We start from the raw sequence: 25,303 nt of genomic DNA, 5'->3' as shown, positions 1-25,303 counted from the left end.
CCAACCAAAAGTCGTCCCCCAACCGGGGCGGCTTTTCTTTTTCCTCTCATTTCTCTCACGGCACCCCGTAAAAGAAAAAGCGCGCCTGCCGGTCGGCAGTCGCGCTTTGCTTACTCTCTCGGATTATCCCACCCTTGGCGAGGTGGAATTCAACCCGGGGACGCCGAGCCATCCCCCGGGCTCAATGGGTTTACCTAGGGTGTTGCATCCGCCACGCTGACGCTCAGGGTCGGCTTCTCCTTGTCCATGGCGGTAAAGACAAACTTGTAGTTACCCGCCTTGCTCAGGGTCATACCGACGTCACTCCCCCCTTTGCACAGGGTAAGAGGGGCTGAAACGGTCAGCACATCGCTCGGCGCACACTTGCCGTAGTTGGCGATATTCCAGCTGGCATCGGCGATCTTCAGGGTGGTCTGACCCAATTGGCCATCGGTGACCGGCACGGTCAGCCCGTACATGTAGTTGCCATCAAAGCTCATCTGGTTAACCGCATCCCACTGCCCCAGGAAACCACGCACAAAAATGCCCGTGTTGCCAAACGGTGGCAGGGTGCTCAGGTCGGTTTTCTTGCCAAGCGGCAGACCCGCCCCCTGCGCACCGGACTGCGGCTTGACGAACACCGCGACCGACCAGGCTCCCAGCGTCAGGGTGCCGCCGCTGACAGCGGCATCGCGGGCGATGCTGTTGCCAGCGTGGTGAGCGGAGCTCAGTTGCAAACCGCTCAGGTCGATGGGCTGATCGTTGCCATCACGGAAGTCGCCGATGTTCTGGCTCTGGTTGGTGGCATTGATCATCACCACCAGACCGTCGATGGCCGGATCCAGATCCGCCCCTGCATTGACGCCGTCATCCACCGTCATCACGATGAGGCCGGGCACCTGAGCCGGGCCGGTATTGCGGAAATCGACCCGCTTGATCACCTCGGCACCGCTGCCAAGACGCAGCAAACGCGATGATTTGCGCAGCTCCACCAGCTCCTGATAGAAGCCAACCATGGTCTCCATGTCGGTGCCATTTGGCTTGCCGTTGAGCGTCAGCACCTGCTCGATCAGCGGATAGTTGTCGCCATCCTTATCCTTGCGCGGCAACCCCTTGTCGAAGTTGTTGTCGGCAAGGGTGTAGTCGACCTTGTTGTACCAGTCGCCCGAGTCGTAGCTGTCCCGCTCCATGGATTTGGATCGCAACAGCTCGACACCGGCGTGGGTGAAGGGGATACCCTGCCCCAGCATGGCGGTGGCGAGAGAGACCCCCTGCATCCGCACCAGATCGGCGCTGGCAGGCGCCTTGTAGATCAGGTTGTCGAACAGGGTCTGGTTGTCGTGCTTGTCGACATAGTTCTGCACCTCCCCCGGATCCTTGGCATAACCGGCGCTCTGGCCGTTGTAGTCAATCTCGGAGCCCTTCTTCGGCACCCCGTCCTTGTCGGTCAGGACGAAATCCCTGAGGTTGCCCGCCATGCCAAGACGCACCAGATCCGCCAGATGGAGTGCCTGATCCCTGGTCACCTTGTTCGTTTCATTGGGATAGACAAAAGCACCGTTGCCAAAGCCCTGGGTTTCGCGAATGGTATCGCCACCGTCGAACGGACTGCCGCCGCGCACCGCATCCCGCAAGCGGTCGGAGAAGGAGCCGATGCCAGTGCCTCCCAGATGCTTCTGGGTCGCCTGCACGAAGCGCTTGTCATCCTGTACCTCGCCGAAGTTCCACCCCTCGCCGTAGAAGTACATATCCGGGTTGACCTTTTTCACCGCGGCCAGCGCCTGCACCATCTGATCTTTCGGGTGGTGGCCCATCAGGTCGAAGCGGAAGGCATCGATCTTGTAGTCACGCGCCCAGGTGACCAGCGAGTCATCCATCAGCTTGGCGAACATGGCGTGTTCCGGCGCCGTGTTGGAGCAGCAGGTGGAGTTCTCGACCGAGCCGGTCTCCGGATTGAGGCGCTGATAGTACCAGGGCACTATCTTGTCGAGCACCGACTTGGGGCCAAGTCCGGATTCGTTGGTGTGGTTGTAGACCACGTCCATCACCACGTTCATGCCGATATTCTGTTTGATGGCCTTGACCATCTCGCGGAACTCAAGGATGCGCTGGGTGCCCTCGGCATTGGTGGCATAGGAGCCTTCCGGCGTAGTGTAGTGGTAGGGATCATAACCCCAGTTGAAGGAGTCGACGCCGCGCAGATAGCCGGAGAGCTCCTGCACCTGCGGGTTATCCTTGCTGTCGCCCGACTTGAGCGTATCCAGCACCTGGCCGACTGTCTGGCCGCCACCGCAGTAAGTGCCAAACTTGGACGTTTTCACATCTGGATTGACCTGGCAGAGCTTGCTGAAGTCATCGCTGATATTGGCCACCTTGGCCGGATCCTCGTTGACGGTAGCGATGTCGAACACCGGCAGCAGGTGCAGGTGGCTGACGCCGCTTTTTGCCAGCGCCTGCAGGTGGGCGACCGGCTTGGTGCCATTATCGGTCAGGCCGAGGAACTTGCCGCGGTGCTCCACCGGGGTGGAATCATCGTTGCCGGTGAGATCGCGGACATGGGCTTCATAGATGGTAATATCGGCTGGATTCTGCTGGCTGTGGGGCGCCTTCAGGCTATCCCACCCTTCCGGCTTGAGGGCCGGATCGTTGAGATCCACCACCTGACTGAACTCGGAGTTCATCGCGAGGCTCAGGGAGTAGGGGTCGGTCACCTCGTAGTGCTCGACTTTGCGGCTCAGCGGGTGGTACACCTCCATGTCGTAGCGGTAGAACTTACCGATCAGCTCGCTGCCCCCTTCGTAACTCCAGCTGCCGCTGGCGCTGTCAAAGGTCATAGCTACCTCGCCACTCTTCTGGTGACTGGCGTTGTAGAGGGCCAGCTTGACCGACTTGGCGGTCGGCGCCCAGAGGCGGAAGGTCACCCGGTTGCCCTCTACCACTGCACCATAGCTGAGCTTGGTCGCCTCTGGGGCATAGAGCGCATCGAGGGCGCCGGCGCTCTGCACCAAGGTGGCTCCTTGCAGGATACCGTCGGCATCGGTGCCGATAGCCACCAGTTCCCCCTTGAGCAGGGGCTTGAGATCCTTGCCTGCCGGCAGGGCAAAGGCAGCCGCATCCTTGAGGTGCGGATATTTGGCCTGCTGCTCGGCGCTCAGAGTGGTCGCGGTCAGGGTGATATAGGGGAAGTCAAATACCCCGGCAGCATTGGCCTTGATGGATCCCGTGTCGGTGTAATAGAGACGAACATGCGGCTTGTCCTTGCCCCCTTGCCAAATCAGGGTGTTGCCATCGATCAGATGAGCGCTGGCCCCTGCCACGCCAAACGCGGCGGTGAAGGCTTCGGCGCGGCTGCCAAACACCTCCTTCTTGCCCGCCACAATGGCCACGGTGCGATCCGGATGATCCTTGAAGATCACCTTCATATCGCTGCCGGTCAGGTTGGCCAGATCGCCGTTGCGAGCGATAAAGTTGATGCAACCTTCCAGCTTGCTGAGCGGCACCACCCAGGCCGGGCCAAAGCTGTCAGCCGCTGCCGGGCTCTTGCTCTTGTCATCCCAACCGCTGTTCAGGCCGCTCGCCTCGGTGGCAGAGCAGGCCTCGTTGTTCCAGAGATGGAGGCTGTAGCTGGCAAAGGGCCCTCGGGCACTTCTGGCCGCCGCTGTCTGGGTATCGACCAGGGCGATCACCGCCTGATTGTTACCGGCCATCAGCAGCTCTTTGGGGGGATCCATCTTGGGTAAACGGGCAACAGGCCCATCAGTCACTTCAGGTGTAGGCGGTGTAGGGGGGACGGGTTTCACACCGGAGGAGTCTGAGCTGTTGTCATTACAACCAGACAAAAGCATGAGCAGTGAGGCTGTTGCCAGCGCCACTTTGGTCTTTTTCATATCCATGATTTTTATAATTCCCGCTGTGTAGTTAGTCTCGATAATCGAGCACCCGGTCATTGCCAGGTGGTGCCATCTTAATCAGCGAAAATCGTTGCAAATGTGAGCAAGCAGGCAGAAAAGCCAAACTTTTTCAACAAGATAACGTTTTCAGATGGAAACTTGGATCCGGCTCACAGACCCCGCGGCAATTTGGCCTCATATCTGACTAACGGTGGTCACCGGGTCGGGAAAAGCAATTTTCGATCAAGTGGATAGAGAAGGAGCAGGTGATGAAAAGGATTGAGGAACAGGCGCAACGGCTGGATCTGGAGTACCAGGCGATCGGTCAGCTGTTCGACCAGTTTTGCCAGCAGGCTGGCACCCTGGCCGAGCAGTATCACTTCTTCAACTGGCCCGACTATGAGGACTCACCTCCCCTGAGCCGCGCCTTCACTCTGCTGGGAGAGCCCCGCGAGCTGCGGCTGCGCTGCCAGCCCGGCGAGCGCGGCGCCCTCAACGGTCTGCTCCAGGTGGTAGCCGAAGATGGCACCGTCGATGCGAGCCTTGGCTTTGGTGCCGACGGACAGCTGCTGCTGGAGTCAGGCAAACTGCTCGATAACCCACCACAACTGCTGCTTAAGCTGCTGCTGGGCGCGGTCTGGCAACACAAGCCGCAGGAGGAGATCTCCGGGCAGCCGCACTGACATCAGAGCGCCAAGGGCATTGAAACCAGGGGGGCCAAGGCCCCCTGTTTGCTTTTATTCGGTCGCAATCTCGATGGTCACGTGCACCAGCTCTTCATGGATGGCGAGCCGCTCGCGGATCTGGTTGGCCGACAGGGGCGCCATCATCAGCAGGGAGAGCACGCAGGCATACTGCTGCTGCCCCACTCGCCAGACGTGGAGATCACGGATCTCGGTCTGTGGCAGTTCGGCAATCACCTCGCGGATCTCCGCCACCAGCGGGGCATCCATCTCGGCATCCAGCAGCACCCGGCCGGAGTCGCGCAGCAGCCCCCATGCCCATACAGCGACCAGTCCGGCACCCACTATGCCCATCAGTGGATCGAGCCAGTCGGCCCCCCACAGCATGCCCCCCACCAGCGCCAGAATCGCCAGCACCGAGGTGGCTGCATCTGCCAGCACGTGGATGTAGGCGGCGCGCAAATTGAGATCCTGATGGCCGTGGTGATGATCGTGCGAGTGATCGTGGTCGTGATGATCATCATGGTGGCCATGCCCATGGCCGTGATGATGGTGGTGACCATGATCATCCTTGAGCAGCCAGGCACAGGCCAGATTCACCAGCAGGCCGACGATGGCGATGGCGATAGCCTGCTGGTAGTGGATCGGGCTGGGATCCAGCAGCCGGAACACTGATTCGAACAGCATCATGCCGGCCACCCCCACCAGCAAGAGAGCGCTGGTGAAGCCACCCAGCACCTCGATCTTCCAGGTGCCGAAGCTGAATCTATGGTCGCGGGCAAAGTGGCGGGCGGCGCGGTAGGCAAGCACCGAGAGACCGAGCGCCAGGGCGTGGGAGCTCATGTGCCAACCGTCGGCCAACAGCGCCATGGAGTTGTAGAACCAGCCGCCGCCGATCTCCGCCACCATCATGATGACAGTGAGCAGCACGGCCCAGCGAGTCTTCTGTTCGGCCAGCGGATTGCCTTCGTGCACGACGGGTTGGTGGCAGTGGGATGAGGCGAGGGATGACATGAATTTCTCCTGAGAACTACAATGCAATATACTATACCCCAGTATAGTTTTATTGATCGAGAGAATCCTGCATGTCACACACCATCCACGACAAGAAGAAGCTGCTGGCACGGGTGCGCCGCATCAAGGGACAGGCCGGGGCGCTGGAGAGTGCGCTGGAGCAGGAGAGCGAGTGCGCCGCCATCTTGCAGCAGATCGCGGCTATTCGCGGCGCCGTCAACGGCCTGATGCTGGAGGTGCTGGAGGGCCACATGCGTGAACATCTCGGCGCCGAAGAGGCGACCCCGGCCGAGCGGCTGGAGGATCTGGATCAGGTAGTGCGGGTCTTGCGATCCTATCTGAAATAAGGCCTGAGAATGGGGCTGCGGGCGACTCGCATCATCCCGTTTACACCAGACCAGTGTCAGCCCGCCAGCCCTGCCCCTTTCTGACTTGAGCCCTCGCCGGCTTTACGCCATGATGAGCGCCGATCATTGATCGCCATACCCTGGATTCCATTTCGCAAGGACCCCCCATGTTTGAACACGTCGATGCCTATGCTGGCGACCCCATCCTGACCCTGGTCGAGACCTTCCACAAAGACACCCGCGAGCAGAAGGTGAACCTGGGGATCGGCCTCTATTACGATGAGCAGGGCCGCATTCCGCTGTTGCCGTCGGTGCAGCAGGCCGAAGCCCAGCGCGCCGCCGCCCCGGCCCCGCGCCCCTACCAGCCGATGGAAGGCGCCGCCAACTACCGCACCGCGGTGCAGCACCTGCTGTTCGGTGCCGACCATGAAGCGGTCAAGGCGGGACGTATCGCCACCATCCAGACTATCGGTGGCTCAGGCGCGCTCAAGATCGGCGCCGACCTGCTCAAGCGCTACTTCCCGACCTCCGAGGTATGGGTCAGCAATCCGACCTGGGACAACCACAAGGCGATGTTCGAGGGAGCTGGCATCAAGGTGCACGACTACCCCTACTACGATGCGGCCAACGGCGGCGTGCAGTTCGATGCGATGATCGACTGCCTGAGCACCCTGCCGGCCAAGAGCATCGTGCTGCTGCACCCCTGCTGCCACAACCCGACCGGAGTGGATCTCTCCCGCGCCCAGTGGGATCGGGTGATTGCGCTGGTGGTCGAGAAGAACCTGATCCCCTTTATGGACATCGCCTATCAGGGCTTCGGTGATGGACTGGAAGAGGACGCCTACGCCATCCGCGCCATGGTGGCCGCCGGTGTCAGCTTCTTCGTCAGCAACTCCTTCTCCAAGAACCTCTCCTTCTACGGCGAGCGCTGTGGTGGCCTGTCGGTCATCTGCAAGGATGCCGAAGAGGCGAGCCGGGTGCTGGGCCAGATGAAGGCCACCGTGCGTCGCAACTACTCCAGCCCTCCCACCCACGGTGGCCAGATCACCGCGGCTGTGATGAGCCAGCCCGAGCTGCACGCCATGTGGGTCGATGAAGTGACCGAGATGCGCACCCGCATCAAGGCAATGCGCCAGAAGCTGTTCGAGGTGCTGAGCACCAAGGTACCGGGCCGTGATTTCAGCTACTTCATCAACCAGCGCGGCATGTTCAGCTACACCGGCTTCACCCCGGAGCAGGTAGATCGCCTGCGCGAGGAGTTCGCCGTCTATCTGGTGCGCTCCGGCCGCATGTGCGTGGCGGGCCTCAACAGCCGCAACGTCGACTACGTAGCCGACGCCATGGCCGCGGTGCTCAAGGGCTAATCCGCATCAGCCCCGCTTTGGCGGGGCTTTTGGTCTGTTTCATTCGCTTGTGGAATCTTTATGGATCTGATCGCACTCTCGAGATTGGGCGGTCGCCATCTGGTCACCCTGCACCTGCTGCTCGATAACCAGAGCGTCACCCGCACCGCCGAGCGGCTCTGCACCACCCCCTCTACCGTCAGCAAGACCCTCAACCAGCTGCGTGAACAGCTCGGCGATCAGCTGCTCTACCGCCAGGGCAACCAGCTGCTGCTGACCCCCTTTGCCGAACGGCTGGCCCCGACCCTGCACCGACTGGTGAGCGAGCTGAGCGGACTGACCCGCCAGAACGCCTTCGACCCCCAGCAGTGGCAAGGCACCTTGCGGCTGGGATTGCGCGAGAGTGTGATGAGCTGGCCGGTGGGGCCGATTTTGGGGCAGCTGATGAGAGAGGTGCCCGGCATGGTGCCGGAGATTTGGAACAAGGATGAGCAGGGGCTGGAGGCGCTGGCGGCGGGCAAGCTCGACTTCGTCATTCTGCCTCACGATCAGAGCCAGCCACTGCCGCGCCAGCAAGGACTGGTGTGGGAGACACTCCGGGAGGAGCAGCTGGTTTGCCTGCTGCGTAAGGATCATCCTGCGCTGGCACAGCCATGGGATCTCGATGCTTACCTGAGCTGGCGCCACATCGCCATCCGCGACAGCGAGCTGGCCAATCCCTTCTTCGAGCAGAGCCTGGCCCAGCAACAGGTACGCCGCCAGATTGGCGCCACCCTGCCCGATTTTGCCAGCGCCGCGGCCCTGCTACCTCACTGCGATCTCATCCTCACCGCCATCGGTGGCTGGGCGACACGCTTGGCCAGCCAGCAGGATCTGGCGATCAGGCCGGTCCCGTTCGATTACGGCAAGGTAAGCCACAGTCTGGTCTGGTATGGCCCGGCCGGCGATGGTTCGGCCCGCCACTGGTTCCGCCAGCGGATCCTGCAGCTGGGTCGGGAGTTGACGCCGCCCTGAACCGGGCGGCCCTGCCATCAGGGGCGTTTGGTGTAGATGGGGCTGGGGAAGTGGGAGACATTGTTGCCCAGCTCGGTAATGCGAGCCGCCCCCTGTTTTTGCACCTGATCGATGCGCAGCACCTGATGCATGGGGATCATGGTGTGGCGGACATCGGCAAATTCGTTTTTGAGCTTCTCGTGGCTGGGGTCGACGATAAGCGCCGTGTGGTTGTCCCACACGAAGTCGGCGATCTCGATAAAGCCGAACAGCTGACCCTGATTCACCTCGCGCACATACACTTCGTAGCGCTCGCTGTGGCAAATAAACTGAACCCGATATAACGCCTTGCTTTCACTCATGATTCTTTGTCATTGCGGGGAAGAGGATGGCCGATATTCTAGCCGCCCCAATCGCCCCCTCCAATAGACAGAAATCACAGTTGTCCGCTTTGGCGGCGCAGCCTGTCGTATTGTGGCATGACTCCGAAATCAGATTAGCGGCGGCAGCGTCACTGGCCCCAGCCCGGCCTCGCGCAGGCGGCTTGCCAGATGTTCCAGCTCATCACGGGTTGCCTCGGGCCAGCGGGTCGCGTCTCCCCTCACCCCGTGGTGGCGAAAACCGTTGAGCCGGATCGGCACAGCGCCGAGCTGGCGCAGAAACTCGGCGAGACCGCGATCGAGCTGCCCCTCTGCGTCCAGAAAATCGCTCCTGCCCGGCACATGGAGCAGCCGCAACTCGGCCAGCTTGCCGTGACTTGCCAGCAACCTGAGCGAAGCCAACACCCGCTCGCGGCCATAGCCGGTCAGGGAGAGGTGTACCGAGTCACGCCACCCCTTGAGGTCGATCATGGCACCGTCGAGCTGCGGCAGCAGCCGCTGCCAGCCTGTCTCCGCGAGCGAGCCATTGCTATCGAGCAGACAGCTGAGATGGGCCAGACCCGGCGCCTCCTTGATAGCGCGAAACAGAGCCGCCACAAAAGGAAGCCGGGTGGTCGCCTCACCGCCCGAGACGGTAATGCCGCTCAGCAGCGGGCCGTAGCGGCGCAGCAGGGCCAGCACGTCGGCCACCGTCATGGTAGTGGTTTTGGGATTGGCGCTGCGCGGGCAGGCCTCCAGACAGGCGTCGCAATCGGTACAGTGCGCCTCCTGCCAATGAACCTTGCCCTCGCTCATGGTGAGGGCGCCACTCGGGCAGACCGCAAGGCAGTCGCCGCAATCGTCGCACAGTCCGATAGTATGGGGATTGTGACAACCGGGGCAGCTGAAGTTGCACCCTTGCAGGAAGAGCACCAGCCGATTGCCCGGCCCATCAACACAGGAAAAAGGCAGCACCCTGCTCACCAGGGTGCTGCGCGTCAGCAGAGCTTCATCCATCGGACTCGGCTCAGTACTGGCAGATGGTCGACTCATTGGCCACCACTCGCGGTGCCCGCTGGCGAATGGCGGTCACTTCACTCGCCTCGGCACCAAGACAGGTGGTCTGCAACCGCGAGCCCTCCTCTGCAAAGCGGGCCACGTCGCTCTTGCGGATCATATAGCCGGTCACCCGAACCAGATCGCTGTCGGCCACGTTGGCGGTGAACTCGCGCATGCCGATGGCGAGCGCCCCCTTGCAGAGCTGCAGCAGCGCCTGCGGATTCTGGCGGATGGTGGGCTCTAGCGTCAGGATCTCGCTGATCCCCGAGTGGTAGTAGCCGTGGTGCGGCGCCAGCGCCAGCACATGACTGGCCGGATCCGGCTCCTGCCCGTAGGGAATCCGCACCCCCGGGGTCACCGCCACATCGATGCTGAGGCCACCCTGTGAGTGCAGCAGAGCGTGACCACCCCAGGCATGGGCCTGCGGCGTCGTAGTGACATATTCCGAAAGCTGGGCAGAGATGCGATAGCCAAGCTGATTTGCCTCTTCGTCGTGACCGTAGCGGCCCGGCAGATTCTCTTTATCCATCAAGATGTTGACCGCTTCCGCCATGCCATAGATGCCGAACATGGGGACGAAGCGATCCTCATCCAGAAGCCCCTCCTTGACCAGGAAGCTGTCGAAGAAACCGGACTCCTCGTGCAGGAAGGCGGCGCGCACCGCGATCAGCTGGGACGTGAGACGGCAGTAGTGGGGCAGCAGACAGCCGAGGAAGTCATCGATCCCCTGTGCCTGCTCGGCGACTCGCTTGAGGGAGATGCGCACCAGGGTGTTGGCGCCACCGGCCTGCGGCAGGGCGTTGTAGCAGCTGACGATGCCAAACCCACGCTGGTCGAAGGTATCGCGATGGATCGGGTAGTTGGCGATGTGCGGTTTGCTGCACTCGGCGATGTTCTTCACCGCCAGCAGCAGCAGATCGTCGGGAGTCTGCTCCGGATCGTGGAAGAAGGTGAGGTTGGGGGCCACCTGCTTGAGCTCGTTGTCGATGCGCAGGATCAGGCGGCAGATCCGGTTGTCATCGGGGCCGATGTTGACGTGCATGAAGGCGTCCGGCAGCACCCGGTCCAGATAGATCCAGAACCCTTTCAGCTTGCGGTAGAGAGTCTCGTCATCCAGCTCGCCGACAAAGGGAAGCAGCAGCTGATCGAGCCGTCCCAGCCAGACCGGCATGCCGGTGACGGAAGGAACATGGTGATAGAGGATGCGCAGGGCATCGAGCGCTTCATCGAAATCCCGCGGCGCTGCCAGCTCCAGCCAGGCTGAGCCCTGGGTCAGGAACTTCTCGTAGTCCGGCAGCACATAGCGCGGCTTGTAGAGGGCGTGGCCCTCGAACATGTCACAGACAAATCCCTGCGCCATCGCCTCGGCCACTGCGGCAGGCAGGTCGGGGTATGGCAGCGCATTCTCGGCGGCCAGCGCCAGCGCATGGCTCTTCTGGGCGGGAGAGAGATGGGGATCGCGCACGATGCGCTGGCAGGTTTCGGTCAAAGACATGGCAAGCTCCTTCACTGGCTGAGCCCATATCCTCACCTTTTGCAGGCTTTTTTGGAATTGACATTCATAACATGGTGGATGTCCATAAAAGACATCCGAAAGGCGGGATCACATCCGCTATAAACCAACGGGGCCCGCTCGATGGAGCGGGCCCCGTTCATCAATCAGGGTTCGATGATGATGGGCGTGCCGGGCTTGACGGCCTCCCACACCTCATCCAGATCGTGGTTGAGCATGGCGATACAGCCGTTGGTCCAGTTGGAGGGCTGCACCCTGCGGTTGCCAATGCTGTTGATCTGGCCGTGGATCATGATCATGCCACCCGGGTTCACCCCCTTCTCGTTGGCCGCCTTGATGTCGTCCAGATTGGGGTAGTTGATGTGGATCGCCTTGTAATAGCCGGAGTTGGTCTTCTTGTAGTCGAGGATGTAGCGACCTTCCGGTGTACGCTGATCCCCTTCCCGCTGCTTGTGACCCTTGGGCGCCGGGCCCAGCGCGATCCAGTAGCGTTTGACCTCTTTGCCATCCTTCATCAGGGTCAGGCTATAGGTGGACTTCTTGACCACCACCATGTCGGCAGACAGGGTGGCAAAACTCAATGCGGGCCACAGCCCCAGTAAACACAGTAATACGGCTCTCATTCCATCCCTCGACAAGCCTCTGATACGGGCTTTGGTGTTGCCAAATCATCTGAATAATCTTCGCCTGCTGGCGAGCGAGCGCCATGATATTGGATCGCCATCAATACTCAATATGCGCGATAAAACATATCTTGGCACCGGTTTCGCCTGCTCCCCTCACCAGTCGGTCAAACTTCAACAATTAATATTCAAAACAATAAGATAGCGTTAAACATCAGTTCTGGCGTATGACCTGATGATCGGCGATGATTACTTTTCAATCCATCGACAGGATCATGCCATGCGCTCTTCATGCCGCTTCGTCCACCTGCTGTTGTCACCCCTGCTGCTCTGGCTGCCCGCATCTCACGCAGCGGATGCGCTCTGGCTGCGTGACCCCGCCCTCTCCCCCGATGGCAAGCAGCTTGCCTTCACCTGGCAGGGACGGATCTTCATCACCAGCGCACAAGGGGGGCCGGCCAGTGCCCTTACCGGCAGTGACTACCTGAGCCAGCGCCCCATCTGGTCGCCAGATGGCAAGCAGATCGCCTTTGCCGCCAACCTCTATGGCAACGAGGATGTGTTCGTGGTGCCCGCCAGCGGCGGCAAGATGGTGCGGCTCACCCGCGACTCGCGCAACGACCTGCCGCAGGCGTTCAGCCCCGATGGCAAACAACTGCTGCTGAGCAGCCAGCGGCTGACCGACCCCAATGCCGATCACTTCGTGGCCGAAGGGGTGCAGGTCAGCGCCCTCTACTGGGCGCCGGTAACAAGAGGCAAGCTGCAGGCCGATCTGCCGCTGCCAGCGATCCTCGCTCGCCCGCACGGGCAGCAGCTCGCCTACCAGATGCCGTCGATGGAGCAACCCTTTCGCAAGCACCAGCACTCGTTCGCTGTGCCCCGTCTCTGGCTGTTTGATGGCAAGCAGCACAAGCAGCTGACCGAAGATCGAGTGGCGGCCACCGACCCGGTCTGGAGCGACAAGGGGGATACCCTCTTTTACCTGAGCGAGCGCAGCGGTGACTTCAACGTCTGGCGTCGTGATCTGGCCAGCGGCAATGAGCAGCAGCTCACCCACTACAAGGGCAATCCGGTGCGGGGGCTGAGCGCCTCGCGCAGCGGCGACCTGGTCTGGTCGTGGCTCGGGGAGCTCTACCGCCTCGATGCCGGCAGCACCGAGCCGCGCAAACTCGTCATCACGCCGCAGGTGGTGAGCGAGCCGGACGAGCAGAGCCAGTCCAACAATCAGGCTGACGAGATCCTGGTCAGCGAGGAGGGCAAGGAGCTGATCCTGGTGAGCGAGGGGAGCCTGTTCGCCGTCGATCCCGAGCGGGAGCGGGTACGCCAGCTCACCGACTCCCCCAGTGAGCAGTCCAGCCCGCTCTTTGCCGAGAAGGAGCGCTCGCTTATCTACCTCTCCGAGCAGGATGGGCCGGCCGCCCTCTATCGCCTGCGCAAAGCGGATCCGGATCGTCTCTTCAGCGATCCGGGCCCCTTGCAGGAGAGCCTGCTGCTGGCAATTCCCGGCAAGGGGATCAGCCGTCCGGTGCTATCTCCCGATGGCAAGCTACTCGCCTTCGTGGTCGATGGTCAGGCCATCCATCTGCTCGATCTGGCGAGCAACAAAGAGCGCGAGCTGGTTCCCGCCAGCTTCAACCCCTCGCGCCACGAGGTGATGCTCGCCTTTGCTCCCGACTCCCGCCATCTGGCGCTCACCTTCCGTCCCGACTCGGCCCAGCAGGAGATCGCCGTGCTCGATACGGCCGATGCCAAAGCCAAACCGGTTAACATCAGCCTCAACGGCTATCAGGATGGGGCACCGTCCTGGAGTCAGGATGGCGGCATCCTCTACTGGCAATCGACCCGCTATGGTGTGCTGGATGCCGATGGTGAACCCCTTGGCAGCAACCTGCTCGGCATCTACAGCAGCCGGGCGGCCAAGGCGGACTTTCTGGCCGAAGTGGCACCGCCCAAGGAGGGGTATGGCTTCGAGACCGCTCGCCTCTCCCATCGGGAGGCGCTGCAACTCTTCCCCAGCGGCACGCTGCTCGCCAGCCGGGTCATTCACGACCAGCTCGTCTATCTGGTGGAAGAGGGGGGCCCCAACAACGAGAGCGAGATCAAGGGTTACGCGCTCGACCTGCGCAAGGGGGAGACCCGCCAGCTGTTTGGCGATCAACCGGGGCCGGCCATGGCCACCCTCAATCGGGAGGCGACCCTGGCCACTCTGGTGCGGGACGGAGAGATCACCCGCATTAACCTCGACTCCGGCGAGGCGCTCAGCTCCACTTTCGAGCTGGTGCAGAGCAGGGGCCAGCACGCCCGGATGGTGGCCGCCTTTGACCAGATCGCCCGCCTCACCCGGGACGAGTTCTATCGCGACGACATGAACGGAGTGGACTGGAACAGCTATGTCGCCACCTATCGCCGGCTGCTTGCCGGCATCAACAACGGCCGCGACTTCGGTGACCTGCTGGCGGAGCTGGCGGGCGAGCTGAACGTCTCCCACACCTGGGGCTATGGCCCCACCCGCTATCCCGACATGGCGGATGAGACCGCCAGTCTCGGGGGCTACTGGCAGGATGGCAAAGAGGGGGTAGTGCTGACCCATCTGCTGCCCGGCGGGCCGCTGGATCAGGAGAGCGACATCGCTGCCGGTGCCCGCCTGCTCGCCATCAACGGCAATCCGGTCGCCACCCGGACAGAGCTCGATCGCGCCCTCAACCACAAGGCCGGAGCACGGCTTGCCCTCACCTTCCAGCAGGTGGGGAGCAAAGAGCCGGACGAGGTGGAGGTGACCGCCATCGATCAGCAGCAGGAGTACCGGCTGCAGCTCGACAGCTGGATCGCCAAGCGGCGGGATCTGGTGGCCAAGCTGAGCAAGGGCCGGGTCGGCTACGTCTATCTGCCGGAGATGAACAGCACCGTCTATGAGGAGCTGGTGTCGGAGGCACTCGGCCGCTTGCGCAGCAGCGAGGCGCTCATCGTCGACGTGCGCTTCAACAAGGGGGGCTATCTGGCCAATACCCTGATTGGCTTCCTCTCCGGCAGCAGCAGCGCGCACGGCATGGCCATCTCGGATCCCAAGGCGGGACAAGGGGCCAGCGATGCCGCGACCCGTCAATGGACCAAACCCTCGGTGGTACTGGTCAACGCCGGCAGCTACTCGGAGGGCTCCGCCTTCCCCGAGTACTACCGCGCGCTCAAGATTGGTCCCATCGTCGGCGAGCCGGTGCCCGGCACCGGCACCATGGTCTATGGCCATACTTCCCGTCTCGTGCCCGGCCTCTCCTACGGCATTCCGACTCTGGGGCTGCGCAAACCGGATGGCACCTTCTACGAGAATCAGGAGCTGATCCCGGATCTGCAGGTGCCCCTCACCCCGGCCGATATGCTGGCCGGGCGGGATCCGCAACTGGAGGCCGCGGTACAGGCCGCCCTCAAGCAGCTGCCCGCCAGCGCCAAATAACGGCGCCCATCAAGCTCAACGAAAGCGAAACAGCTCGCGATGCAGATGCCCGCCCGGCAACAGCCGGGTCAGGGCATCTGCCATCCCCTCCGGCCCGCAAAACCACACCTGCGCAGGCGCATCCTGCGCGATGCGAGTCAGATCCAGCCGCCCGGCCGCCTTGTCCAGATGCAGCTGATAGCGCACGCCGGTGCGATGACAGAGCTCGGCCAACCGCTGGTGGTAGACGGCGCCCGCCAGATCCGGCGCACACTGGATCAGGGTGATCCCCTCGCAGCGCTCGCCACGGGCAGCCAGCCCCTCCAGCCAGGCCACAAACGGCGTGATACCGATCCCGGCCCCCAGCCAGAGGGCTCGCCCTCCCCCTTGCGGGGCGACAAAAGCGCCATAGGGGCCGGTCACCACCACCGCATCCCCGGCGCGCGCCTCTGCCACCAACTGGCGGGTATGATCCCCGAGCGCCCGCACCGCGATCACCAGCTGGCGCCGATCCGCCGACACCCGCACCAGAGTAAAGGGGTGCGGCCCCTCCTTGGCGTCAAATTCGAAAAAGGCAAACTGACCCGGGCGGTAATGGGCGAGCGGCCGCTCCAGCTGCATGGTCAGCTCGCAGGTCTGATCCGCCAATGTGCGCACCGCAACGACCCGGCCGGGATGGCGCTTGCGCGCCCCCACTTGCCCCAGCAGGGAGTAGAGGGCCCCGATAGCGCCGATCCCGCCGATCAACCAGATCGCTACCCCAACCGGCGTCATGGCCCCCACCTGAGGCAGCAGGCAGAGCCCGTGGCCCCACCCCGCCAGATAGATGAGCGGTGCCAACCGGTGGATCAGCCGAAAGCGACCATAACTCACCAGCGCCAGCAAGCTCACCACCACCAGCGCAATCAGCAGATAGAAACTCCACTCCCCCAGGGTATTGCCAAGGGCATGGAGCGAGATGCCATTGCCTGCTCCTGCACCAGCGGCGGCAGCACTGGCCCCACGCCTTGCGGGGCGGCTCAGCCAACCCGCCGAGACCGCCCACTTGGGCGCCTCTACCAGCAGCCAGTGAGCGGTCAGTGCCAATGCGCCGCCGATGGCCGTCTGGCGGTGCAATCGCAACATCCGGTCCAGACCGCCACACCACACCTCCAGCCGCGGCAGGCGCAACGCCAGCAACAGCGAAATGGCCATATAGGCCATCCCCAGCAGGCCCGTCAGCAGCAACATCTCATGGCGCCAGGGCCACACCCCGTTCGCGTCCCCCGCATAACCCAGCCACCAGACTCCAACCGCCAGCAGCGGCAACAGCCACCACACCCGTTTACCCGTCATAACATGCTCCCTGGTTCCATCGCGGCAGGGCCTCGCCCCTGCTCATGGCACCATTGCACACCCGTCCGGTCACAAGACTTTGCCAGAGGGGGAAGCTTCTGTGGCAATGTGTGACAAACGGAAACAAAAGAGGGGCCGACTGGCCCCTCGTGATCAGCCTTGTTGGCTCGCCCCTCTTCACAGGAGATGGCGCAAAATCCACCTCTGCCGTGATTGACGACCCGCCTGAAAAAGGAATCAAATGGGGACGATATATATCTGCGGCGGAAAACCTGCCGCCCACTCCCCCGGACCAGGAGCCCCCCTTGCTTTCATCCACCGAACAACGCTACTGCCCGAGTTGTCAGCGCGAGACCAACCATGTCGTGGTGCTGGTCGACAAATCCTTTGGCAAGCAGCTGACACCGGAGCAAAAGCGCAAAGCCTTTATCAAGGACTTCATTACCGGCTGGGCCGCCGGCCCCTTTCTGGCCAACATGGATCGCTTTGAACGCCACGTCATCTGTGAAAATTGTGGAAAAAAGGTCATCGATGAGTAGTGAACAATGAGCAAAAAGAATGGCAGGAAGGTTGCCCCGCCTGCCAATTGCCGTATCAAAGCAAGTTAACGCCTATTAGATTGCTCACTGCACGCAGCTCCGCCCCTCCCCGACATCCCCCGCAAAGTAGTGCCGGGCAATCCACGCCTCGAAATCGGCCAGCATGCGGGTTTCCGACTCGCTGTTGTCGGCGATAAGCTCGGCGCCGTGTACCACCCTGATATGGGCGTCGAGCGGGCTTCCCTCACCCGCCGCGGGGCGCTGCTGCGCGGCGACCATGCAGGCTTGCGCCAGTTGCCACGCCTCGGCGGCGCTCAGGTTGCACGCCTCGGCCAGCGGCACGGCACTGAAGCCTTCACCGGTCAGGCTGCGCAAAGTCTCATCGTGAGTCATGCCGTTGCCCGGCCCCCAGTAGTGGGCAGCCAGATCCGGCCCGATGCGCGGGTTGTCGGTAAGGTAGCCATCGCGCTTGAGGAAGTAAGCGCGGGTCTGCTCCACCGCCATCAGCGCCAGCAGGTAGCCGTGATAGGCGCAGGCCGACTCCTGATTAAGGAGGTGCGGAATGGCCAGCAACGGGCGCGGGCTCTCGACCCCGAGGATCTTGCGCTCCCACTTGCGGGCCAGTGCCAGCACCGCCTCGGGAGTGCGTTCAGCCTCATCCATGGCGTAGAGATCCCGCTCGAAGTAGGCCACCAGCGCGATCTGGCGTTCGTTAAAAGCGCGAAACGGCTGACGCGCTTCGATCATCTCCTTGATAAGCGCATCGGGGATCGCCTCTCCTGCCGCATTTCTGGCGTAGCGTTTGAGCCAGTCGGCATCGTCCAGCAGGCTGTCGCAGAACATCGACTGGGTCTCGGCATAAGCCATGGAGGTGGGCGGAAACTCCTGTGAGAAGCAGGGGGCATTGCCGGTGACATTGGCAAAGTGCGCGGCGTGGCCCCCCTCGTGGAACAGGGTGTTGAGGCCACTCCAGCCGCTGCCCACCTGCGCCGGATCGGCCAGGCTGGTAAAATTGACCACAGCCGGCACCCACTCCCCCTGCAGGAAGAAGCTCGGCACCGGGCCGTGGCAGAAGCCGTTCTCGTATTTCCCCTCCCGGGTCAGCAAATCCAGGGTGAGGGTCGCACCACGATACTGGATGCCGAGCCGGCGGAAACTCTCGACCCAGTCCCGCAGCGCCCGCGAGAAGGGCACATAGGGGTCGAGCTGGCGGGTCACGTCGCCACTGACGAAGTAACGCAGGTTGTGGGACAACAGGGCCGCCTCCCCTTTGGCCGCTTTCAGTTCGACCAGACTCTGCTGCAGCCGGACGTCGGTACGGGCGATGAAGTCATCAAGGATGGCGAACAGCTGATCCGGGCTCATCTGTTCGTTCTTGCGCACCTTGTAGGCGAAATAGTCGCGATAGCCCATGGCGCGGGCAAAGCGGTTGCGCAGCGCCACCACCTCGAGAAAACCGTTGCCGACCACCCACTGCTCAAGGGTGTGGAACATGGCGATGGCGCTTTGGCGCACCGCCTCGTTCGGGCTGGCTGCCAGCGAGGTGCTGGCGGCGGGCAGGCTGCCTGCGACCTGCTGGCCCTGCTCATCCAGCAGGGTCAGTTTCAGACCTTTGCGGCGGGCAAACAGGTCCGCCTCGGCAGCTACCAGCTGATCCATCAGGGCGGCGGCAGCGGGATCCTCGATGACGTTGCACTCGAAGAAGGCGATCCAGCCCGCCAGACCCCGTTTTAACTCCTCATCTTCGGCAAGGGCGTGCATCTTGCGCAGTTCCGGCAACCGCTCCGGATTGGCGCAAAAAGCCTTGTAGGCCTGCTCGGCTGCGGTAAATCCTGCCTGATCGTCGCTGGTGCCCATGTAGGTGGCCCAGAACAGATCCTCCTTGCGTCTGTGAACCTGCAGATAGGCGCGATTGAGCTGGTCAAAATACTCTCTGGCAATCGAACTCATAAATTCCCTCTTGTCGCAGGAGCGCTCCGGATGGCCCCTGTTTTTGTTGGTGAAATGCCAAGCTATTCACATTTTTCGGCAAATCGTGCGAAGAAACCCTTTTCAATGTGCTACCCGAAAGCGGGCTGTAACCTCTGCTGACTATACTGATGTTAAAACGCTCATTTAAACAGGCTCGCCAAGCCACTGAAAGTAAATGAATTGTTAAATGAGACGTTCAGCAAGAGAGATAGAGGCTACCGCTGTATCGAGCCACCATAACATCAACGGGATAACGAGGGGTTAGTCATGTTCAAGCTCGGTGATATCACCGTGAGCCGCAAATTGATCTTGCTGCTCACGGTTGCGTTTGTCGGTTTCGTGTCACTGCTGCTCATCTCCGCCAACGCACTCCAGCGCAATCTGATGAGTGAACGGGAAGCGCGACTCAATGCCGTGCTGGGACAGGCCATGAGCCAGATCCAGTTTCTGGCCAGCACCCTGCCGGCAGAGCAGGCGCAGCAGGAGGCGCGCAAGCTGCTGACCAATATGCGCTTTGATGGCAACAACTATTTGTTCGTCATCGACGAGAGCCGCAAGATGCTGGTACATCCCATCCGGCCCGAACTGGTCGGCCAGACCATGGGAGAGGGTTCGGGTGCCACCGCAGGGCAGTTCTGGTTCCAGATGGTCGATATCGCCCGTGGCGGCAAGCAGGGAACCCTGCAATACATCTGGACCGGCCCGTCTGGGGAAACCGCTGACAAGCTCTCCATGGTCTCTGGCTATCAACCCTGGGGCTGGATCCTCGGCACCGGTATGCTGCTGCAGGACATCCACCAGACCATCTGGGCCCAATACATGAAGATGGGCAGCGCCACCGCCATCGTCATTGTGCTGATGGGGCTGCTGGGCTGGCGCATCACCCACTCCATCGTCTCCCCGCTCAACCAGATCAACCACGCCATGCAGCGGGTCGCCAGGGGCGATCTGGTGGTCACTATTCCGGTGCAGGGCAAGGATGAGCTGGGCATGGTGGCAAGCTGCACCAACCAGAGTCTCGATGCCATCCGCCACGCGCTGCTGGAGGCAAGTCAGGGGGCCCGCAACGTGGCCGATGCCGCCCTGCGCATTGCCGCCTCCGCCGAGCAGACCAATCAGGCGGTCACCAACCAGCGGGATCAGCTGGCCCAACTCGCTACCGCCATGAACGAGATGAGTACCACCATCTCTGACGTAGCGGGTCATGCCGAGAACACGGCGCGCGATACCCAGGAGGCGACCGGCGAGGCTGGCCTCGGCAACCGGGATGTGCACGCTAGCGTGAACGGCATCAAGGCGCTCGCCAGCGAAGTGGAGCAGGCGACCCAACAGGTCAATCAGCTGAAAGAGGGAGTCATGCAGATCGGCGAGGTGACGGCGGTCATCAGTGCCATCTCGGATCAGACCAACCTGCTGGCTCTCAACGCCGCCATCGAGGCAGCCCGCGCCGGCGAGCAGGGCCGCGGTTTTGCCGTGGTGGCCGACGAGGTGCGCCAACTGGCCAGCCGCACTCGCCAGTCCACCGAGGAGATCCAGAGCACCATTGCCCAGCTGCAACAACGGGCCGTCAGTGCAGCCAATGCTATGGATGCCAGCCGCAAGCTGGCGGAGAGCAGCGTCGATCAATCCCAGCAGGCGGGCCAGGATCTCACCCTGATCGTCAACCACATCCAGCATGTGAGCGACATGGCAACCCAGATCGCCACCGCCGCCGAGCAGCAGAGCATGGTGGCCGAGGATATGAACCGCAACGTCAGCGGCATCAACGACTCGGCGCTGGAGATGTCCCAGTCCGCCTCGCAACTGGCGCAGGAGAGCGAACTGCTGGCCGGCCTCTCCCGCAGCCTTGATGAGCGGCTTGCGGTGTTCAAACTGGGCAAGGAGTCAGCTGCAGCGCCAATGATGGCTCCTGTGTCTCCCCCCTCCGGAGAGCAGCGCGCCCCTCATTGATGGCGTCAACCCGTGTCGCCTTGTCACCCGACCTGCCAGCCAAGCTGGCAGGTTTTTTTATGCCGCCAACACGCAATCAGCATGCACTTTATCGGCATATTCAACGGTATTCGACGCCATTCACAAATGAGAGAACAATTTAAAAACAGTCAGTTAGAATGATTTGTGCGTCGCTGAACGATGTATTTAAACATTTAACTTCAAATAATTAATCAAGGCGGTGCACAATACTGATGGCCGAACATTTGGCCCATCACTAACCATCTAGTCATTTGGCAAACTGACCGAAAGGTCGGGACGCAAAGCCTCCGGTCTACAGACGTTTTGTCCAGGATAGCGGGGTTGCCACACGCAAGTGTGCATCGGGGAACTCCCCGGCCAACTGACTGCCCACATCTATCGAACAGAGGAATGTATGGCAGCAAAAATCCAACTCAATCACATCGCAGCGATGCTGGCCCTGCTGGCCAGCGGCAGCGCCCTGGCCCACGGCTACATCAGCCAGCCCGAGAGCCGCAACTACCTGTGCAAGACCGGTGGCAACAGCCAGTGTGGCGGCGTGCAGTGGGAGCCCCAGAGCGTGGAGGGGCCATCAGGCTTCCCGCAAACCGGCCCGCAGGATGGACAAATCGCCTCGGCGGGCAGCCCGCGCTGGAGCGAACTGAACATCCAGACCAGCGACCGCTGGACCAAGCGTGAAGTACAGCCCGGCCCCTTCGCCATCAGCTGGACCTTCACTGCCAACCACGTCACCCGCAACTGGCGCTACTACCTCACCAAGCAGGACTGGAACCCCAACCAGCCGCTCACCCGCGCCTCGTTCGACTTGACCCCCTTCTGCGTCATCGACGGCAACATGGTGCAGCCGCCCAAGCAGGTGACCCACAACTGTGTCCTGCCGGAGCGCACCGGTTATCAGGTGATCCTCGGCGTGTGGGAAGTGGGCGACACCAGCAACAGCTTCTACAACATCATCGATGCCAAGTTCAAAGATGGTAGCCAGCCGCCGCTGGAGTGGAGCCAGGCAGGCACCATCTACCCCTCCATCGATCTCGCAGTGGGTGACAAGGCGATGACCCGGGTATTCGATGCCAACGGCGAGCGCCCCGATCTGCAGACCATGCTGACCATCACCACCGCCGAGCAGGGCCAGAAGAACAGCTGGGCTCATGCCCTCGCCAGCAAGATCAACGCCGAGCAGAGCCTGATCCGCGCCGGTCAGCAAGGAGCCGATGGCCAGTTCAATCCGGTCTACGGTATGAACCCCGTCTATCTGAAGCGAAACAGCAAGCTGGAACGAGTCGAGATTGACCTGCAACAGCTGCAACCGCCAGTGGTGGACAGCATCAGCGTCAGCGGTCTGGCCAGCGACTATGTGCTGGACAACGGCAAGACAACCCTCGATTTCACCGTCACCGCACAAGGCGATCTGGCCGTCACCAACACCCTCTATGACCACGGCGGCGTCGCCAAGGGTGAAAGCAGTGCCGACATCAAGGACAGCAGCCACACCTTTACCATGGCGCTGGAAGGGCTCAAGGCAGGTCACCACCAGCTGGTGATCAAGGGCACCCCGAAAGCGGGTGGCGAGACCATCCAGCAGACCATGGATCTGATGTTCAAGGAGCAGAGCAGCGGCGAATACGACTTCGTCTTCCCGAACACGCTCAAATCCTATGCCGCCGGCACCAAGGTGCAGCAGCCGAAAAATGGCAAGGTCTATCAGTGCAAACCCTTCCCCTACAGCGGCTACTGCCAGCAGTGGACCACCACCGCCACCCAGTACGAGCCGGGCATCGGCTCCCACTGGCAGATGGCGTGGGATGAAGTGCACTAACCCACGCTTGGGCACATAAAAAAAGGCGTCCTCTCTAGCAGGGGACGCCCGGAAAAATCAAACCTTGCGGTTTGCATACCAACGGAACCAAGACCTCACTCTTCACTTACTTCACACACTCAACACACTCTTCAAAACAGGGCTTGTCCATTAACCCTGCCATTTTCCTCCTTCGACGATCACATCATTCGGATCGGTATCAGGGCTCAGCTTGTCACGCACATACTGGTCATAGAGTTTCAGCAGGTACTTCTCTTCCCCCAGCTTGGCGAGACGGTCGTTGACCCAGTCACGCAACTCGATATTGCCCTTCTTCACCGCCGGGGCGATGGGATCTTCCGAGCCCAGTTTTTCGGGCAGTACCCGATAGCCCGGGTTCTCCTTGGCCCAGCTGAACAGCACCAGATTGTCCTGGGCGTAGGCATCGCCACGACCTTGGGCCAGCGCCTGCAAAGATTCGGTGTTCTTCTCGAACTTGAGCACCTTCCACTCCGGGTGGTTGCGGGTCAGCCAGATATCGGCTGTGGTGCCGGTGGTCACGATCAGGGTCTTGCTGGCCAGATCATCGAGCTTCTTGGCCGGACTCCCTTCCGGCACCAGCACCTGTACCGCCACTCGCAGGTTCGGGTTGGTGAAATCCACCACCTCGCGCCGCTCCGGGGTCACCGTCATATTGGCGAGGATCAGATCCACCTTGTCGCTCTGCAGGAAGGGGATGCGGCTGGCTGGCTCCACCGCCACGAACTCGATCTTGTTCTCGTCCCCCAGCAGATCCTTGGCGAAGCGGCGGCCGAGATCGGTGTCAAAACCGACGTAGTTCCCCTTCTCGTCCACGTAGCCAAACGGCGGCTTATCGGTGAAGACGCCGACGATGAGCTTGTCCCGCGCCTTGATCTTGTCGAGGGAACCGTCCGCCGCATGGGCGGCGCCACTGGCAATACCCAGTCCCAATAAGGCACTAAGCAGAACCGAGGTGATTTTTTTCATGCTGACTCCTTTCGTTTGATGACATTTGTATAAGAAAACTTGGCGAGGAACTGGCGCGCACGCTGGCTCCTGGGATTGTCGAAAAATTGGTGAGGTGCTGCCTGCTCCAGAATGTGGCCGCCATCCATGAAGACGATGCGATCCGCCACCGCCCGGGCGAAGGCCAGCTCGTGGGTGACGATAAGCAGGGTCATGCCGCTGCCGGCGAGATCGCGGATCACCTCCAGCACCTCCTGCACCATCTCGGGATCCAGCGCAGCGGTCACCTCGTCAAACAGCATCACCTGCGGGTTCATGCACAGCGCCCGCACGATGGCGATGCGCTGCTGCTGGCCGCCGGAAAGCTGGCGCGGATAGTCATGGCGCCGCTCCCACAGGCCGATGCGGGTCAGCAGCTGCTCGGCTTGCAGCAGCGCCTCTGCCCGCTCCCGCTTTTGCACCTGCAGGGGGCCAAGCAGCACGTTTTCCAGCACCGTCAGGTTGGGGAAGAGGTGATAGCTCTGGAACACCATGCCGATCCGCTGGCGCACCCGCTGCCAGTCGGTGGCACCATCCAGCAGCACACCATCGAAGCGGATCTCGCCCCCCTGAATGGGCTCGAGCCCGTTGAGAGTGCGCAGCAAGGTGCTCTTGCCACAACCGCTCGGCCCCAAGATGACGATCACCTCCCCGGCGCGCACGCTGAGGCTGATCCGATCCAGCACCAGATTCGGGCCGAACTGTTTACTGACAGAACCGAGTTCAAGCAGAGGTGTCATACTGCATTACCCCATTGTTGCTCCAGCCGGCGCGAGGCGAGCGAGAGCGGATAGCAGACCAGAAAAAAGAACAGAAACAGCAGACCGTAAATAAGCAGCGAGCCATAGGTGCGCTCGATGATCTGCTGGCCCACCTTGATCACCTCCACCACCCCGATCAGCACCGCCAGCGAACTGGTCTTGATGATGCGGGTGTAGATGTTGATGGTCGGTGGCGTCAGCCGCTGCAACGCCTGCGGCAGCAACACATGGCGATAGAGCTGCCAGGTCGAGAGCCCGAGCGCCAAGCCGGCCTCCTGCTGACCACGGGCGAGGGAGTTCAGGCCACCGCGCACCACCTCTCCCACCTCGCTGGCGCCCCAGAGGGCGAGTACCAGCACAGCGCACCAGAAGGCCGGAATATCGAGGCCGAAAAAGATCGGCAACCCGAAGAAAAAGAGATAGAGCCACACCAGTACCGGCACCACCCGAAACAGCTCGAGATAAAGCCGCAGCAGCCCCCGAACCAACCGGCCGCCCTGTTGTGCCAACACGCCGTAAGCGACACCGCCGAGGGTGGCAAACAGGATGGCCAGCAGCGAGATGGCGAGGGTCTGACCCGCGCCCACCGCCAGCAGTGGCAGCGCCTGCGTCAGCTGTTCAGAAATTTCACTGGCCATATTGAGCCCTCCTTTCCTGCTTCTTGGTGACGAGAGA

Annotated in this window: 19 protein-coding genes and 1 riboswitch; of the genes, 8 read left to right on the top strand and 11 right to left on the bottom strand. The window is 61.8% G+C overall.

What is annotated here, in order from left to right; genetic code table 11:
* Positions 1-194: 194 nt before the first annotated feature.
* Positions 195-3,872 carry a pullulanase-type alpha-1,6-glucosidase gene (pulA, locus tag BS300_RS14170; RefSeq protein WP_239693834.1) on the bottom strand — a complete coding sequence of 1,226 codons (3,678 nt, stop codon included), beginning with the start codon at positions 3,870-3,872 and terminating at the stop codon, positions 195-197.
* 266 nt (positions 3,873-4,138) lie between these two features.
* Here pulA and BS300_RS14165 point away from each other — a divergent pair, with 266 nt between their 5' ends.
* A complete protein-coding gene (locus BS300_RS14165; protein WP_071913521.1) occupies positions 4,139-4,552 on the top strand; it encodes a hypothetical protein in 414 nt (137 codons plus the stop codon).
* A gap of 54 nt (positions 4,553-4,606) precedes the next feature.
* Here the strand turns inward: BS300_RS14165 and dmeF are convergent, their stop codons facing one another.
* Complete coding sequence (gene dmeF, locus BS300_RS14160; protein WP_033114019.1) at positions 4,607-5,566, bottom strand: CDF family Co(II)/Ni(II) efflux transporter DmeF; 960 nt, start codon at positions 5,564-5,566, stop codon at positions 4,607-4,609.
* Between the two features lie 71 nt (positions 5,567-5,637).
* Between dmeF and BS300_RS14155 the strand changes: the two genes are divergently transcribed.
* The 3 genes from BS300_RS14155 (at position 5,638) to BS300_RS14145 (ending at position 8,270) form a co-directional block, all read left to right on the top strand.
* Positions 5,638-5,913 carry a metal/formaldehyde-sensitive transcriptional repressor gene (locus BS300_RS14155; RefSeq protein ID WP_071913519.1) on the top strand — a complete coding sequence of 92 codons (276 nt, stop codon included), beginning with the start codon at positions 5,638-5,640 and terminating at the stop codon, positions 5,911-5,913.
* A gap of 167 nt (positions 5,914-6,080) precedes the next feature.
* Positions 6,081-7,277, top strand: a complete 1,197-nt coding sequence (locus BS300_RS14150) for an amino acid aminotransferase (protein ID WP_071913516.1) — start codon at positions 6,081-6,083, stop codon at positions 7,275-7,277.
* A gap of 60 nt (positions 7,278-7,337) precedes the next feature.
* Positions 7,338-8,270 (top strand): LysR family transcriptional regulator, encoded by a 933-nt coding sequence (locus BS300_RS14145; RefSeq protein WP_071913513.1) that lies wholly within the window; start codon positions 7,338-7,340, stop codon positions 8,268-8,270.
* Positions 8,271-8,287: 17 nt separating this feature from the next.
* Here the strand turns inward: BS300_RS14145 and BS300_RS14140 are convergent, their stop codons facing one another.
* From BS300_RS14140 to BS300_RS14125, 4 genes are all read right to left on the bottom strand, one after another.
* Positions 8,288-8,611 carry a DUF1820 family protein gene (locus tag BS300_RS14140; RefSeq protein WP_033114015.1) on the bottom strand — a complete coding sequence of 108 codons (324 nt, stop codon included), beginning with the start codon at positions 8,609-8,611 and terminating at the stop codon, positions 8,288-8,290.
* A gap of 129 nt (positions 8,612-8,740) precedes the next feature.
* Positions 8,741-9,625: a YjjW family glycine radical enzyme activase gene (locus BS300_RS14135; RefSeq protein ID WP_071913511.1), complete on the bottom strand. Its 885-nt coding sequence runs from the start codon at positions 9,623-9,625 to the stop codon at positions 8,741-8,743.
* A 10-nt stretch (positions 9,626-9,635) separates the two neighbouring features.
* Positions 9,636-11,162: a YjjI family glycine radical enzyme gene (locus BS300_RS14130; RefSeq protein WP_071913509.1), complete on the bottom strand. Its 1,527-nt coding sequence runs from the start codon at positions 11,160-11,162 to the stop codon at positions 9,636-9,638.
* Between the two features lie 164 nt (positions 11,163-11,326).
* A complete protein-coding gene (locus BS300_RS14125; protein WP_033114013.1) occupies positions 11,327-11,803 on the bottom strand; it encodes a L,D-transpeptidase family protein in 477 nt (158 codons plus the stop codon).
* 280 nt (positions 11,804-12,083) lie between these two features.
* On the opposite strand from BS300_RS14125, the gene BS300_RS14120 reads away from it, so the two are divergent.
* Complete coding sequence (locus BS300_RS14120) at positions 12,084-15,251, top strand: S41 family peptidase (protein WP_071913507.1); 3,168 nt, start codon at positions 12,084-12,086, stop codon at positions 15,249-15,251.
* A gap of 15 nt (positions 15,252-15,266) precedes the next feature.
* Here the strand turns inward: BS300_RS14120 and BS300_RS14115 are convergent, their stop codons facing one another.
* Positions 15,267-16,565 (bottom strand): ferric reductase-like transmembrane domain-containing protein, encoded by a 1,299-nt coding sequence (locus BS300_RS14115; RefSeq protein WP_071913505.1) that lies wholly within the window; start codon positions 16,563-16,565, stop codon positions 15,267-15,269.
* Positions 16,566-16,870: 305 nt separating this feature from the next.
* Here BS300_RS14115 and BS300_RS14110 point away from each other — a divergent pair, with 305 nt between their 5' ends.
* On the top strand, positions 16,871-17,104 hold the full coding sequence (locus BS300_RS14110) for a hypothetical protein (RefSeq protein ID WP_071913503.1): 234 nt from the start codon (positions 16,871-16,873) through the stop codon (positions 17,102-17,104).
* Between the two features lie 84 nt (positions 17,105-17,188).
* On the opposite strand, the gene BS300_RS14105 is transcribed toward BS300_RS14110, so the two are convergent.
* Positions 17,189-19,054: a M3 family metallopeptidase gene (locus BS300_RS14105; RefSeq protein WP_071913501.1), complete on the bottom strand. Its 1,866-nt coding sequence runs from the start codon at positions 19,052-19,054 to the stop codon at positions 17,189-17,191.
* A 288-nt stretch (positions 19,055-19,342) separates the two neighbouring features.
* Between BS300_RS14105 and BS300_RS14100 the strand changes: the two genes are divergently transcribed.
* Positions 19,343-21,025, top strand: coding sequence for a methyl-accepting chemotaxis protein (locus BS300_RS14100; RefSeq protein ID WP_071913499.1), 1,683 nt, complete (start codon positions 19,343-19,345; stop codon positions 21,023-21,025).
* A 264-nt stretch (positions 21,026-21,289) separates the two neighbouring features.
* Positions 21,290-21,375: riboswitch (cyclic di-GMP riboswitch) on the top strand.
* A gap of 65 nt (positions 21,376-21,440) precedes the next feature.
* Complete coding sequence (gene gbpA / locus BS300_RS14095) at positions 21,441-22,862, top strand: N-acetylglucosamine-binding protein GbpA (protein WP_071913497.1); 1,422 nt, start codon at positions 21,441-21,443, stop codon at positions 22,860-22,862.
* A gap of 150 nt (positions 22,863-23,012) precedes the next feature.
* On the opposite strand, the gene BS300_RS14090 is transcribed toward gbpA, so the two are convergent.
* From BS300_RS14090 to BS300_RS14080, 3 genes are read right to left on the bottom strand one after another with little or no spacing between them, the layout of a single operon-like run.
* On the bottom strand, positions 23,013-23,849 hold the full coding sequence (locus BS300_RS14090; protein WP_040067363.1) for a transporter substrate-binding domain-containing protein: 837 nt from the start codon (positions 23,847-23,849) through the stop codon (positions 23,013-23,015).
* On the bottom strand, positions 23,846-24,607 hold the full coding sequence (locus BS300_RS14085) for an amino acid ABC transporter ATP-binding protein (RefSeq protein WP_040067361.1): 762 nt from the start codon (positions 24,605-24,607) through the stop codon (positions 23,846-23,848). Before BS300_RS14085 ends, BS300_RS14090 begins: the two co-directional genes overlap by 4 nt.
* Positions 24,604-25,266, bottom strand: coding sequence for an amino acid ABC transporter permease (locus BS300_RS14080; protein WP_071913495.1), 663 nt, complete (start codon positions 25,264-25,266; stop codon positions 24,604-24,606). The genes BS300_RS14085 and BS300_RS14080 overlap by 4 nt, the downstream gene beginning before the upstream one ends.
* Between the last annotated feature and the right edge of the window lie 37 nt (positions 25,267-25,303).

Source organism: Aeromonas sp. SCS5 (assembly GCF_001887375.1).
Lineage (GTDB): Bacteria > Pseudomonadota > Gammaproteobacteria > Enterobacterales > Aeromonadaceae > Aeromonas > Aeromonas jandaei.
The sequence above is the reverse complement of the archived record's forward strand: the minus strand, read 5'-3'. Positions and strand labels throughout refer to the sequence as shown.

Bases quoted from the DNA above. Each gene is read 5' to 3' on its own strand.
- BS300_RS14165 (WP_071913521.1), top strand. From the start codon at position 4,139: ATGAAAAGGATTGAGGAACAGGCGCAACGGCTGGATCTGGAGTACCAG.
- BS300_RS14090 (WP_040067363.1), bottom strand. From the start codon at position 23,849: ATGAAAAAAATCACCTCGGTTCTGCTTAGTGCCTTATTGGGACTGGGT.
- BS300_RS14080 (WP_071913495.1), bottom strand. From the start codon at position 25,266: ATGGCCAGTGAAATTTCTGAACAGCTGACGCAGGCGCTGCCACTGCTG.
- BS300_RS14085 (WP_040067361.1), bottom strand. From the start codon at position 24,607: ATGACACCTCTGCTTGAACTCGGTTCTGTCAGTAAACAGTTCGGCCCG.
- BS300_RS14100 (WP_071913499.1), top strand. From the start codon at position 19,343: ATGTTCAAGCTCGGTGATATCACCGTGAGCCGCAAATTGATCTTGCTG.
- BS300_RS14155 (WP_071913519.1), top strand. From the start codon at position 5,638: ATGTCACACACCATCCACGACAAGAAGAAGCTGCTGGCACGGGTGCGC.
- BS300_RS14145 (WP_071913513.1), top strand. From the start codon at position 7,338: ATGGATCTGATCGCACTCTCGAGATTGGGCGGTCGCCATCTGGTCACC.
- pulA (WP_239693834.1), bottom strand. From the start codon at position 3,872: ATGGATATGAAAAAGACCAAAGTGGCGCTGGCAACAGCCTCACTGCTC.
- BS300_RS14140 (WP_033114015.1), bottom strand. From the start codon at position 8,611: ATGAGTGAAAGCAAGGCGTTATATCGGGTTCAGTTTATTTGCCACAGC.
- dmeF (WP_033114019.1), bottom strand. From the start codon at position 5,566: ATGTCATCCCTCGCCTCATCCCACTGCCACCAACCCGTCGTGCACGAA.
- BS300_RS14105 (WP_071913501.1), bottom strand. From the start codon at position 19,054: ATGAGTTCGATTGCCAGAGAGTATTTTGACCAGCTCAATCGCGCCTAT.
- BS300_RS14130 (WP_071913509.1), bottom strand. From the start codon at position 11,162: ATGTCTTTGACCGAAACCTGCCAGCGCATCGTGCGCGATCCCCATCTC.
- BS300_RS14135 (WP_071913511.1), bottom strand. From the start codon at position 9,625: ATGGATGAAGCTCTGCTGACGCGCAGCACCCTGGTGAGCAGGGTGCTG.
- BS300_RS14115 (WP_071913505.1), bottom strand. From the start codon at position 16,565: ATGACGGGTAAACGGGTGTGGTGGCTGTTGCCGCTGCTGGCGGTTGGA.
- gbpA (WP_071913497.1), top strand. From the start codon at position 21,441: ATGGCAGCAAAAATCCAACTCAATCACATCGCAGCGATGCTGGCCCTG.
- BS300_RS14120 (WP_071913507.1), top strand. From the start codon at position 12,084: ATGCGCTCTTCATGCCGCTTCGTCCACCTGCTGTTGTCACCCCTGCTG.
- BS300_RS14150 (WP_071913516.1), top strand. From the start codon at position 6,081: ATGTTTGAACACGTCGATGCCTATGCTGGCGACCCCATCCTGACCCTG.
- BS300_RS14125 (WP_033114013.1), bottom strand. From the start codon at position 11,803: ATGAGAGCCGTATTACTGTGTTTACTGGGGCTGTGGCCCGCATTGAGT.